The 12,340-nt window shown below is 61.7% G+C and carries 12 protein-coding genes; 5 read left to right on the top strand and 7 right to left on the bottom strand.

Annotated features, from left to right (window positions below):
* Nucleotides 1–44 precede the first annotated feature (44 nt).
* From NKJ35_RS00340 to NKJ35_RS00355, 4 genes are all read right to left on the bottom strand, one after another.
* On the bottom strand, nt 45–806 hold the full coding sequence (locus NKJ35_RS00340) for a glutamine amidotransferase (protein WP_352508641.1): 762 nt from the start codon (nt 804–806) through the stop codon (nt 45–47).
* Nucleotides 807–892: 86 nt separating this feature from the next.
* Nucleotides 893–1,894 (bottom strand): rhamnose ABC transporter substrate-binding protein, encoded by a 1,002-nt coding sequence (locus tag NKJ35_RS00345; protein ID WP_352644238.1) that lies wholly within the window; start codon nt 1,892–1,894, stop codon nt 893–895.
* 46 nt (nt 1,895–1,940) lie between these two features.
* Nucleotides 1,941–2,930 carry an ABC transporter permease gene (locus NKJ35_RS00350; RefSeq protein ID WP_352644240.1) on the bottom strand — a complete coding sequence of 330 codons (990 nt, stop codon included), beginning with the start codon at nt 2,928–2,930 and terminating at the stop codon, nt 1,941–1,943.
* Nucleotides 2,927–5,485 (bottom strand): ATP-binding cassette domain-containing protein, encoded by a 2,559-nt coding sequence (locus tag NKJ35_RS00355; RefSeq protein WP_352644242.1) that lies wholly within the window; start codon nt 5,483–5,485, stop codon nt 2,927–2,929. The genes NKJ35_RS00350 and NKJ35_RS00355 overlap by 4 nt, the downstream gene beginning before the upstream one ends.
* A gap of 195 nt (nt 5,486–5,680) precedes the next feature.
* On the opposite strand from NKJ35_RS00355, the gene NKJ35_RS00360 reads away from it, so the two are divergent.
* Nucleotides 5,681–6,964: an ROK family transcriptional regulator gene (locus NKJ35_RS00360; protein WP_352644244.1), complete on the top strand. Its 1,284-nt coding sequence runs from the start codon at nt 5,681–5,683 to the stop codon at nt 6,962–6,964.
* Nucleotides 6,965–7,155: 191 nt separating this feature from the next.
* Nucleotides 7,156–7,356: a CsbD family protein gene (locus tag NKJ35_RS00365; RefSeq protein WP_023677416.1), complete on the top strand. Its 201-nt coding sequence runs from the start codon at nt 7,156–7,158 to the stop codon at nt 7,354–7,356.
* Nucleotides 7,357–8,075: 719 nt separating this feature from the next.
* On the opposite strand, the gene NKJ35_RS00370 is transcribed toward NKJ35_RS00365, so the two are convergent.
* The gene (locus tag NKJ35_RS00370) at nt 8,076–8,285 is read right to left on the bottom strand and encodes a hypothetical protein (RefSeq protein WP_352644246.1); all 210 of its coding nucleotides are present in this window, start codon (nt 8,283–8,285) and stop codon (nt 8,076–8,078) included.
* Between the two features lie 364 nt (nt 8,286–8,649).
* Here NKJ35_RS00370 and NKJ35_RS00375 point away from each other — a divergent pair, with 364 nt between their 5' ends.
* Together NKJ35_RS00375 and NKJ35_RS00380 are read left to right on the top strand one after the other, a co-directional pair.
* Nucleotides 8,650–8,907: a hypothetical protein gene (locus tag NKJ35_RS00375; protein ID WP_352475876.1), complete on the top strand. Its 258-nt coding sequence runs from the start codon at nt 8,650–8,652 to the stop codon at nt 8,905–8,907.
* Between the two features lie 227 nt (nt 8,908–9,134).
* A complete protein-coding gene (locus tag NKJ35_RS00380; RefSeq protein WP_502904602.1) occupies nt 9,135–9,584 on the top strand; it encodes an SOS response-associated peptidase family protein in 450 nt (149 codons plus the stop codon).
* Between the two features lie 99 nt (nt 9,585–9,683).
* Here NKJ35_RS00380 and NKJ35_RS00385 read toward each other — a convergent pair whose 3' ends face one another.
* Together NKJ35_RS00385 and NKJ35_RS00390 are read right to left on the bottom strand one after the other, a co-directional pair.
* Nucleotides 9,684–10,229 carry a group I truncated hemoglobin gene (locus tag NKJ35_RS00385; protein ID WP_352508632.1) on the bottom strand — a complete coding sequence of 182 codons (546 nt, stop codon included), beginning with the start codon at nt 10,227–10,229 and terminating at the stop codon, nt 9,684–9,686.
* 188 nt (nt 10,230–10,417) lie between these two features.
* Complete coding sequence (locus NKJ35_RS00390) at nt 10,418–10,726, bottom strand: hypothetical protein (protein ID WP_352644248.1); 309 nt, start codon at nt 10,724–10,726, stop codon at nt 10,418–10,420.
* Nucleotides 10,727–11,680: 954 nt separating this feature from the next.
* On the opposite strand from NKJ35_RS00390, the gene NKJ35_RS00395 reads away from it, so the two are divergent.
* Nucleotides 11,681–12,298, top strand: a complete 618-nt coding sequence (locus NKJ35_RS00395) for a cupin domain-containing protein (RefSeq protein ID WP_352644250.1) — start codon at nt 11,681–11,683, stop codon at nt 12,296–12,298.
* Nucleotides 12,299–12,340: the final 42 nt, after the last annotated feature.

The following is a 12,340-nucleotide window of genomic DNA, read 5'->3' on the forward strand; positions in this document are numbered from 1 at the left end:
CTTTCGTTGGAGGATTGGGCACCGCACTGGTCAAACCAGCTTTCTCATTCATTGCCGGCGAGCCAACGGACCATGTTCGCCATCAGTTTTCCGTAGAACGGCCATGCGAGGAAATCCTGCGAGAGCCAATGCGGGCCGATATCGGTTGCCCAGGCAATCGCGCGGCCGCGGCCATGGCTGCCGACGGCAAGGAGCGGCCAGTCGGTGCCGCGATGGTGGCAGGTCGCCAGAAGCCGGGACGAACCGTCGCGCCTGAATTCCAGCTTGTTCATGCCGAGAATCGGCGGCAAAGGCCCCTCCACCCCGGAAAAAATCGGATGTGACGACTGCAGGATGGAGGCCTGCAGGCCTTGCGGCACCTCCATGCCGTCGCAGTAGGGTAGGCAGCGGACGGGCAGAACGTCCTCGACCGGGGTGTCGTGGAAACGCGCCGTCCCGAACATGCCCTGAAAGCCCATGTAACCGCCGGCCAGCATCAGCCCGCCGCCAGCTTCGACATAGGCCTTGAGCACATCGAGGCGGTTGACGCCGACACGCCCGGCGCGGGCATCCGGCGTGACCAGCAATGTCAGGGCGCCGACATCGGAGATCACCACCGCCTGATATTGGGCGAGCCCATCGAGGTCATAAGGGAACTCCGCGCTGCAACGCTCGCCGCCGATCTGCGTGACGGCGATGCCTTCAGTGGCCAGCGCGGCATTGAAGGCCATAGCGCCATTGGTCGAGGCCGCACTTGTAAGCACGTCGCTGCCGATGGCAACCGACGTCGTCGCTGCAAAGGTTTCGCCTGCAAGCAAGATCTTCATTGCCGCCCCGCACTGTTTTCATTCGAGATGTTTTAGGAAGGGCGCCGGATCGACCGGCGCCCCTCTGGAGCTTGAGCTCCATAGAATCAGAACTTGAACTCGGCCAGATTTTCGGGGGTCACGATCTTGGCCGGACCAAGGATCAGTTCGCCGCTGGCGCCAATCGTGTATTCGCCGAGCCTGCCTGCCGTGAACTTCTCACCCTCCTTGCCGGTGATCTTGCACTGCGCAAGCGCCTGGGCTGTCTGATAGGTAAGATAGCCAAGATCGGTGACGTTCCACCAGATATCCTGAGCCGCCTTGTCCTTGATGTATTTCGAGATCAGAGTGGCCGGCGCGAGGCCGGTCAGCTTGACCTTGCCGATCATGCCCGCTTCCTCGAGTGCACGCGCGGCCGCCGGAAGGCCAATGCCTGCCGGGACGATGATCACCTTGAGATCGGGAAACGCCTGGACCAGCGCCAATGCCTGCTGCTGGTTGATCTGTTCGCTTTCTTCACCATAGGCCACCTGCACCAGCTTCATCTTGGAGAACTTCGGCTCGGCCGCCATCTTCGCCTTCATGAAGTCGATCCAGGCATTCTGGTTGGTCGCCGTCGGCGTCGACGACAGGATCGCGAATTCGCCTTCACCGCCGCTGAGGGCGAATGCACTTTCCAGCATCATTTCTGCCAGACTGTCGCCCTTGACCTGATTGACAAACACCGCGCGGGCATCGGCAGCCACATCGGAGTCATATGAAATCACCCTGACGCCCTGCTGAACGGCGCGCTTCAGCGCAGGCGCGACCGCATTGGCGTCGTTACCTGCAATCGCGATGACCCCGACCTTCTGCGAGACGAGGCTGTTGATGAATTCGATCTGCGCCTCGGCAGTCGCCTGCGACGGAGCCACCTGGGTGGCGGTGCCGCCAATTTCCTTGGCCGCCTCTTGTGCGCCTCCGAAGGCCACTTTGAAGTAGGGATCTGTGTCGAGCTTGGGCAGGAAACCGACCGTTACGGGTTCCTTGGCGCATTCCTGGCTGAAGGCCAGCGACGTTGGCGCAAGCAGAACCGCGGATGCGAGCAGGGCTAATCTAAACGCTTTCATTGTGACTCCTCCGTCAAAATTCGGGCTTGAAGGAAGGGGCCCGAGATCACCCCTTTGTCTCGCGCATTGCGCGGGATCTGCTGAGCATCTCCTGTGTGGAGCGCCAGTAATTGCCTACCAGCAGCGAGCCGATCAGAAGCAGGCCGATGATCATGCCCTGGGCGTCGCCACCGATCTGGTTCAGCGCCAGCACGTTGCGGATGATGGCGATGAGGACCAGTGCCAGCATGACGCCGGTCAGGCGGCCCTTGCCGCCAAAGACGCTGACGCCGCCGAGCAGCACGATAGTGATGACGTCGAGTTCCATGCCGAGCGCATTGTTGGCGCGGGCGTTGGAGAGGCGCGCGGTATAGACGATGCCGGCTATGGCGGCGACGACGCCCGAGACGATGAACAGGTTCAGCACCATCCGCCGCGTGTTTATGCCCGAATAGCGCGCCACTTCGGGGCTGCCGCCGAGCGCGTAGATGCGCTTGCCGGTCGGCGTCTTCTGCAGCACGACCGCAAACACCGGCGCTAGCACCAGGAAGGGCACGATGGTCCACGGTATCTCGGTGCCAGGCAGGTTGTTGATGCCGAAATCGACGACCGCGGGCGGCAGGATGTTGACCGAGCCGGTGCCGAGCAGGATGTAGCCAATGCCTCGATAGAGCGCCATGGTGCCGAGCGTCACAACCAACGACTGCAGTCCAAGGCCCGAGACCAGATAGCCGTTGAAGGCGCCGAGCAGGCCGCCGGCGACGAGTGTCAGCGGGATTGCGGCAAGCGTCGGCACACCGGCCTGGACCAGCAAGCCAAAGACGACGGATGTCAGCGCCAGCACCGAGGCGATCGACAGGTCGATCTCGCGGGTGATGATGAGCAGCGTCATCGGCAGGATCAGCAATGCCTTTTCCGAGGCGCTGGCGGCCAGTTGCGAGAGATTGAAGCCGGAAACGAAATTAGGCACGAAGATCGCGGCATAGAGGAAGATGGCTACACAGGAGGTCGCCAGCAGCAGATCCCAGAAATCGATCGAACGGAGGAACTTCTTCATCTCGCCCTCGCCTGTCTTGCCTGCTCGGCGCGCCGTACAATGAAGGTGTCGATCCCGATGGCGACCAGGATCACCAGGCCGTAGACGCCCTGCAGCCACAGCGGATCGACGCGCACCAGCGTCAGCCCGTTCTTGATGACCAGCAGCGTGAGGGCTCCGAGGATGATACCGAGCAGCGTGCCCGAGCCACCGCGAATGGCGACGCCGCCGACCACTGCCGACGCGATCACCGTGAGTTCGAAGCCGAGCGCAACGCGGGCGTCGATAGTCGCATAGCGCGATGCCCACAGCGCGCCGCACAGGCCGCCGAGCAGGCCGGCCATGCCAAAGGCCAGCAGAATGCGCCGGTCGACGGGGATGCCGATCAGACGCGCGCCGTCGGGATTGGAGCCGGCGGCGAACAGTTCGCGCCCGAAGGCGGTGCGATAGAGCAGCACGTAGCCCAGGCACAGGATCACGATTGCGATGACGACGATCAGCGGCACGCCGGCGATCTTCAGGCCGGTCATGTCGAGCCAGGCTTGCGTGACTTCGTCGGCGCTGATCTGGTCGCCGGCTGCCCAGATCGAGTTGAAGCCGCGGAAGATAGACATCGAGGCCAGCGTGACGACGATCGCCGGGATCTTTCCCCTGGTGACGACGAGGCCGTTGATCAGGCCGGCGACGCCACCGACGGCGCATGCGGTCATCAGCCCGATGCCGATGTCGAGCCCTGGATAGGCCTGGACCATGCTGGCCGCCATGTAGGCCGACAGGCCAATCACCGCGGCGATCGAAAGGTCGATGTTGCGGGTGATCAGCACCAGCATCTGCGCGAGCGCTGCAACCACGAGCAGCGCGGCATCCATCGACACGGCGGTCAGGTTTGCCGCGCTCACCATGCGCGGGTTGATGATGGTGACCGGGATCGCGACCGCCAGCATCGCGGCGAGCAGGCCGAACTCCCGCCGCTTCAGTATGTCGAGCGGCCCTTTTCTCTTCGCCTCGCCAGCGGCCTGTGCCGCCGCATCGGCGCTTTCGCCGGCTTTCGTCGCTGCTTCCAGCACCTTTTCCTGGGTGGCTTCGCCCCTGGCAAATTCGGCCGTCCGATGGCCTTCGCGCAGGACAATAATGCGGTCGCACATGCCGATGAGTTCGGGCATTTCGGAGGAGATCAGGATGATGGCCATGCCCTGGGCGGCAAGGTCGGCGATCATCGCATGCACTTCCGCCTTGGTGCCGACATCGATGCCTTGCGTCGGCTCGTCGAGGATGAGGACGCGCGGTTCGGTGCGCAGCCATTTGGCCAACACCACCTTCTGCTGGTTGCCGCCGGACAGTTCCTTCACCGGCTGCGCGTAGCCGGAAAAGCGAAGCTTCATGCGCTTCAGCCAGTCCGAAACCAGGTTGATCGCGCGGTTCGTGCCGTAGAAGCCGGAGCGGGCTGCCTTGTCGAGGATTGGCAGCGCCGCGTTGTCGAGGATGGAAAAATCCATCACCAGGCTCTGGCCCATGCGGTCTTCCGAGACATAGGCGATGCGCGCATCCATGGCGTCGCGTGCCGAGGCGAAGCGCACAGCTTCTCCGTCGATCAGGATTTCGCCGGCATCGGGCTGGTCGATGCCGAACAGCACGCGCGCGATCTCGGTCCGCCCGCTGCCGACCAGGCCGCCGAGCCCGAGCACCTCGCCGGCATGGAGCTTGAGGTCGATATTGGAAAAGCCGCTGGCGTGCGAAAGCCCCCTCGCCTCCAGCACCAGTGCGCCGGGGGCGTGGCTTCGTTGCGGATAGAGGTCGGTCACCTCGCGGCCGACCATCATGCCGATGGCGGCGGCGCGGCCAAGCTCGGCCTTCGGCTTGACGCCAATGAGACGTCCGTCGCGCAGCACCGCGATGCGGTCGGCGATGCGGAATATCTCGTCCATGCGGTGGCCGACGAACATCATCGCCACGCCGTGCAGCCGCAGGTCGGCGACGACAGTGAACAGCCGCTCGACCTCGCGCTGCGACAGGGCGGCCGTCGGCTCGTCCATGATCAGCACCCGCGCGTCGAGCGACAGGGCACGGGCGATCTCGACCAGTTGCTGTTCGGAGGTGCGCAACGTTCCGAGCCGGGTTTCGGCCGGCACGTCGAGGCCGACTGTCGCCAGCACCCTGCGCGCGCCGGTAAGCATGGCGGCGTTGTCGATGCCGCCGAAGCGGTCGCGCGGCATATGGCCGAGATAGATGTTCTCCGCCACCGAAAGATCAGGGAAAAGACCGGGGTGCTGGTGCATGACCGAGATGCCGGCAGCCTGGGCGTCGTGCGGTGAATGGAAGACCACAGGCTTGCCATCGACTTCGACATGGCCGCCGGTCGGGAGATACACGCCGGCCAGCAGCTTTACGCAGGTGCTCTTGCCAGCGCCGTTTTCGCCAAGCAGAGCCAGCACCTCGCCTGAGCGCAAGTCGAAGGACGCGTCCTTGAGGGCAATCGTGCCGCCGAAGGCTTTTGTCGCCTGAACCAGGGCAACGGGGACAGCCGCGTCGTTCTTCACCATGGCGTCGGCTTCGCCTAATGCGCCCAAGTGCAGCACCCTTCCTCCCTGGTCCTGTTTTTTCAATTTGCTATATTAAATGGTAGAATGCCGCAACTGGAAAATTGACTTCCATGGCCGCGAAGGGCACTGTCGCGTCGCGCACGGGTGCGATTGGAGTGCTCGACCCCGCGGCAGCCTCAAAGCTGCAAGCGGCTGGAGTGGCTCTGCGGGAATGATGGGGAGGCGCCGGTTTTGTCCGGAAAAGGCAGCAATTCGGTCAAGGTTCGGCATTATAACGAGCGCTTCGTGCTTGATGCCATTCGCCGCCTGAAGGAGGCATCCAAGTCCGATCTGGCGCGCGCCGCAAATCTGACGCCGGCCGCGGTCGCCACCATTGTCGACGGGCTGGAATCGTCAGGATTTGTAAAGCAAGTGGGAAAAAGGTTCGGACAACGCGGATCGCCGTCCACTCTCTACCGACTTGCGCCGGAGCGCATCTACAGCGTCGGCATCAAGATCGGCCGGCGCGCGCTGGACGCCGTGCTCGTCGACTTCGCCGGCGAGGTCCGCTCGCGCGAGTCGCACGAATATCGCTTTCCGGATCCCGACATGGTGCTCAAGGCCGGCAACATGTCGCTGGCCAATTTCGACAAGTTGATCGAGGGGCTTGGCGATGCCAGCATCGTCGGCGTCGGCATCGCCTCGCCGTATTTCCTCGGCGGCTGGAGCGAGGAGCTCGGCTTTCCCGATGACCTTGGCAGCCGCTGGGAAGCAATCGATCTGACGACGTTCTTCGCCACAAAGCCGAAGACCCCGGTCTTCGTGGAAAACGACGCGTCATCGGCTGCACTCGCAGAGCTCATCCAGGGGACCGGCGCGCGGTTCCGCGACTTCATGCATATCTCGATCGACACCTTTGTCGGCGGCGGACTGGTGCAAGGCGGCAAGGTCCACACCGGGCCGCACGGCAACAGCGCCGCGCTCGGTCCTTTGCCGGTCTCGCCTTCAAGCCTCGATTCGGTGGCGGCCAAGCCGGCGCGCTACCAGAGCCTGCTGCATCGCGCTTCGATCTATGTGCTGGTCAATCATCTCAAATCGCGCGGCATCGAAATCAATCGCGTGCGCGAACTCGACCCCTTGCCGCCGGGGGCGCGCGAACCGCTGTCCGAATGGATCGACGATTGTGCCAATGCGCTGGTCGAGGCGATCATCGCCATCACCTCCGTCATCGACATCGAGGCGATCGTTCTCGACAGCATCCTGCCGCGGCCGATCCATATCGAGCTGCTGGCAAAGGTGCAGACCCAGTTCAACAGGATCAGCGCCATCGGCATCGTGGCGCCGGAAATCGTCTCGGGACAATTCGGCCCCGAGGCCTCGCCGATCGGCGCGGCGATGCTGCCGTTCTCGGCACTGTTGGCGCCCGACAGCGGCGTGCTGATGATCGGCAAGGACAGAACGATGCTGCTGGGCAGCCTGTCGAGACTCGTCAGCCAAAGCCAACCAGGGAGAAGCTCAGCGACTTCAACGGGATAGGGTGGCGCTGCAAGGAGCATCAAGCTCCAGGCATCATCAACATCAGCTCGCAGTCCGGCACGGGCACAGCAGGCTTTTTGCGCCGGCACCGGAACTTTTAGCGGCCGCTAATCTTCATTCGTCACCGACATTGAAATGCCGATCGGTCCGCGCTCCGCTTCAGTGCGGGCCCAGGAAGCAAGGAGGAACATATGAACTGGGATCAAATCAAGGGAAAATGGACGCAGTTCAAAGGCAAGGCGAAAGAGCAGTGGGGTGACTTAACCGACGATGATCTTGATCGGATCGAGGGCAACCGGGACCAGCTCTTGGGGCGTATCCAGGAGCGATATGGCATCGCCAAGGAAGAGGCGGAGCGCCAGGTTGATGACTGGTCCAGAAGCATCAGCTGAGCCTTGGACGCAACGCGGTCTTCTCCCACCGGGGTGAACTCGCGTCGCCCGCCGACTGGTGCGGTGGGCTCTTTCGACAGGCAGGCCCGGCGAGGAACCTTTAGCCGTATCTAATGTTCTACTTGCGTGGCGGGCTTCGCCCCGGCGTGCGCCCCGCCCGGAGGCGAAGGAGTGCAATCATGAACAACATTATCTGGCTGGTCGGCGCGATAGTGATCGTAATAGCCATTTTGAGTTTTTTGGGTCTGCGATAGCATCTGAACCCTCTCTTCGAGCTGGCGACCGTCCCCGCGCGGCATGGCCTCAGCACGCCCAAGCTGGTCAGACTTAGGTCCCAAGCAAGACACTCTGGGGTTGGACCGAAGCCTCGGCTGAGGAACGTAGCCGGCTGGCTCACGTTGTGGTGAGCTTTGGCGCGACGAAGATGCGTCCGGGCGGAAGAGTTCAAAGCCAGGGAGGAGAGGCCCGACGCTGCTAACGAGCGTCGGGCCTGGGCGTAAATGCAAACAATCAGCAGACTGTTCAACTCCCATGCCCAGGCAGCACGTGCCGTTGCCGCGCTTCAGGCTGCCGGGATTCGCCGCCGCCAGATCAGCGTGGTCGGATATTACAACGACAACGATGAACCGATCAGCGTTGCTGGATATTACGACGATGAGGTGAGCGCTCTCTGGCGGAGCGCCGTCGCCGGTGCCGCACTTGGCGCCACGGCTGGTCTGTTAGCCGGTTTCAGCGCTTTTGGAGCTCAAGACGTTGATCCTGCGGGGATGACCGGCATGGCTCTGGCCGGTGCGGCGTGGGGCGGCTTTGCCGGCGTGCTTCTCGGAACTTTCGCCAATTTCGCCCAGAAGCCGCGCAAGCCGAAGATCGCAGAAGGTGTCGTACTGGTGATGGCCCGGGTCGATGAAAGGCAGGCCGGCGCCGCGCATACGGTGCTCCGGAGTTTCGCGGAGATGCCTTCCGGGGCGATGAAGAGGAGCGCTTCGCCAAATTCAAGCCGGCTCCGCGTCCGATCTGGTGCCCGATGAAGTTTGGTTCGCGAAACAGCAATTCAAACCGGAGGCGCCCGACGAAAGCTTGGCAAACCAACACTTTGGAAGCATGCGGGCTACTTACCGTCGTGTTGTCCTTTATTCTTACCGTTCTGTTGGCTGGTCTCATCCTTGGCTGAACCCATGCCCTTGCCACCGGCGACACTATGCCCGGCAATTGGCGAAGGTTGTGGCCAGTTCGAAGGATTAAACCATTCGTGCTAAGCGTTAATAGCTTGTAGCCATAGGAGAGGACGCCAACGTGGATAAACGGGCTGAAGGAGACAGGGAGAAATTGGCCCGAGGCGAGTTCGAGCTCAAAGCCGAACGATATGGTGTGAACGCCTTTCTTCTCGTTGTCGAGCTTGTAAATCTGCTGGAAAAGCGCGGATTGATCAGCAGCGACGACGTCGCGAAAATAGCCGAGGCCGCCGCACTTGCCGTCGCCGCATCCAGTCAACCTGACGTGAACAGCATCAATCTGTTGCAGACCATTGCTGCCGCACGCCGGCCCAAATAGGCTTATATCAAATCCGCCGGCAATCAGCGCCAACCAAACGCTATGGATTGAACTGATCTCGGTCGAGCGTACGGAGCCTTTCCATGTGCAATGACTACGAGCAGCACATCGCCTGGGCCGAATACTGCCGGATGATGGAATCGCTGGCGCTCAAAATCCCCAGCCATCAAGCCGAACTGGATCTGCCGTAGGCGGATGACATCCACATCAACGACCCCGGGCCTGTAATGCGCGCCGCCGGCGACGCAATCGAACTGGCGTCGATGACGTTCGGCTTTCCCCCGGCCGGGCCAAAAGGCGGACCTGTATTCAACTTTCGCTCGGAGGGCCGGCAGTTCGGCAACAGCAAGCGCTGTCTCGTTCCGGCGTCGGCATTCTTCGAATTCACTGGAACGAAATATTCAAAAACCAAGCACAGGTTCACGCTGAATGGCCATTTGTTCATGGCGATTGCCGGGTTGTGGCGCGAGGGAATCGGCAACAAGCCGCCGACGTTCACGATGCTGACGAGCGAGCCGGGGCCGGACGTGGCGCCATATCACAACCGGCAAGTGGTTGTGCTGCGGCCATCGGACTGGGCGGCCTGGATCCACCTGACGAGGTCCGAGGCTGAACTCCTGCGCCCGTTGCCGGAAGGGTCGCTCAGAGTGGAGACAGCTCGGGCGGGTTCGGAGTAGGAACCATCGGAAAATTGCGCGGTGAGCTGCGGCTGTGCCGCATAGTCACGGCGCCGCGCCCCATGCTCAGGACGAATGCCCGCGCGATATATAAGCGCTTCAGCCCGGCTTGACGTAGCCGGCGGTGACCTCGTCCTTGTGAGCGGCGAAAGCTTCCAGGACTTCGGTTTTCTCAGGCTTCGGAATTTTGAAATGATCCAAGGTCCGCCCGAGTTCCGCTGCGACCTCATCGAATTCCGCGGGGGAAATCCGCAGGTCGCGATGCGCCTCCTCGAGGCCGAGCGGCGTCGTGCCGGGCTTGGTGGCGACGAACTTGAAGGGCCCGCCAGAAACGTCGCAGACCCACAGCGTCCGCATGAACTTGAGGCCGGGCAACCTTTCAAGGTTCTTGGTGTGCCATTTGCGCAATTGTGGGTTCTTGGACTTCTTGCCGACAATCGGGTTCATCACGACGGCGTCGCTGAAATGATCGATCACCGCTGCGATGGCGAACACACCACCCAGGCGCTCATATAGAGTCTTCCCCGATGTGGTTTTCTTAGCCTGGGCGAGTGCGTTGTCGGCAGGCAATACCGACGTCGATGCGGCGGCCAGCGCCAGCCCGGCGACAACACTTCGTCTTGTCAAAGAGGTCGAAATTTTCATCCCTGGTTCCCTTCGAGGTTAGGCCAGAGCAAGCCGCAGCCTGTCTGGCGGGCTTCATGAAGTGACATTCGGACACGTTGCCATATTTTAGCATTGTCTAAAGAACTAACGCACCCTTCGCCCGAATTATTCCGATGGACGGCATTGCCGTGGTCAACATGCGTAAAGGTCGCGCGGATGAGGAAGGCTTAAGCACGCGTGGCCGCGCGCGGCAGAGGTCGCGAAGCCACTTCGGCCGCATCGGCGGCCCGATCGATGTTGTTGCGGGCACCGTAGTGTTCCCGGCCTTGCTGCCGGCGGTCGCCTGCGGCCAATAGCCTGTGCTTTTCGAAGATCGCTAGCTTCTGCGGATAGGTGATCCGCACCTTTGCGTTGCACCCGTCGCATTTGAAGTGCGCGATTGTTCTTAGTGCAGAGCCCTTTCTTACCGCCGGATGCGAGCAATCCGGACATTCGAATGTGAGCGCGACATCTGATAAGTCTTCGGCTAAGCCCATTTCCATCCCCTTCGCAAGCTCGGTGCCTACACTCTGGCGATTCTCAATGAGCAATTCAGATACCAAATGGCTGTGCCAAAGCGGGACTAGGCCAATTCGCCCCAGAACGTTGCGAAGCTAGTGCGCCTTCTCTGTGCCTTTTGAGCCACGAAGAGACCTAACTTCCTCCAGCAGTTCGCGCTCATTGGTAGTCACGTTTCGGAAGATTGCGACAATCATCACCGCCAAGGCTTCGGCAGCCAGGCTTAGAGGGTCAATGTGCTCATCTGCGCAAACCTGATCAAACACGCGTTCACAAATAGCCAAATCGTGAGGGCTGAGGCGGGTGCGATTGAAACGCCGGCGCGACATTTGCGAGCCTTCGAGGCCGCTGCCCGTGCAAAAGAAGCGGGTCTTCGCAAGAAACGCGAGTCATTGAGCGATTGTTCCCGGCTACAAGCGTTGTTAAGCCGCCTGCTGCGGGGGAGACCAGAACGCTTCCCCATGCGCATCATGGCGCGTGCGACCGGAACTGTGCCTCGACCTTGGCATTTTCCTATCATGGCGAGATGCTTGGCATTCAGGCATTTTCTGACACCCGCCCGAACGGGGCTGGTCGCCATGCGCGGGCCGATTTCGAACGGCTGGACCGTTGGGCTCACGTCAGACACAGTAGCCTGGGGGCAAGACTGCTTCGAACCCTAAACGGCGCCGTCGGCTACCCATTTGACGACGCGGAGGAGCTACGCCTTCCGCCCCTGACAATCGCCATCGCAGCCAGTGCCACCGCGACGACCGAGTTCCAATATTTGAAAACTATTTGAAAACTCTTCTTAGACGGTTTGGCATCATGAACAGTCTTCTTTGGCGGCAGGCGCTCTAGGGTGACCCGAAACTTGGTCAGTGCCGTAACTCGGTACATGTGCTATAGCTAATATTTGGTCGAGAGGGCGACCATGAAAGGGAGGACCAACCATGAAGCCGCATTCCCTCCGCGCCCGCCGTATTGGCCTGCTTATATTCTCGGTGTGTGCTTTCGGGCTGATGACGTCAGCCTCAATGGCCGCAGACAGCAAATTCGCCGTCGAGCCGGTGGTTGAGAAAAGGGTGAAAGAACTGCCCTCCGGACCGTTGTACTGGCGGCTGGATAATCTGCCAACGCTGGCGCAGGCCCAAAGCGCTGCAGGCCCGACCTCGCTTGCGGCGGAGGTCGCAGGCAAGGTCTGGCTGTTCACGCTTGGACCGAAGGATGGCTCTACGACCGGCGGAACCAAGGTTGTCGAGATCGGACCGGTCCCTCCGATCAGCGCAAGCGAGTATTTGCTGCGCGTCAACCGCGCCGGTGGAGCGCCCGGCGTCAAGACGAAGATCCATACGCATCCGGGACCGGAGGCCTTCTATGTGCTGACCGGCAAGCTCGGCCAGAGAACGCCCCACGGAGTGACCTATGCTGAAGCTGGTACGGCCATGATCGGACACGGGGCCAACACGCCGATGGAGGTGTTCAGCGCCGGCACAACCGATCTCGATGAGCTGGCGATCTTCGTGGTCGACGCCAATCAGCCGTTCTCGTCGCCGGCCAGCCTCGACTGAGGCGACATTTCCCAAGGTGGTACTTCCGCTCTGTTGCAGACA

This window comes from Mesorhizobium sp. M0136 (assembly GCF_040322515.1).
Taxonomy (GTDB): domain Bacteria; phylum Pseudomonadota; class Alphaproteobacteria; order Rhizobiales; family Rhizobiaceae; genus Mesorhizobium.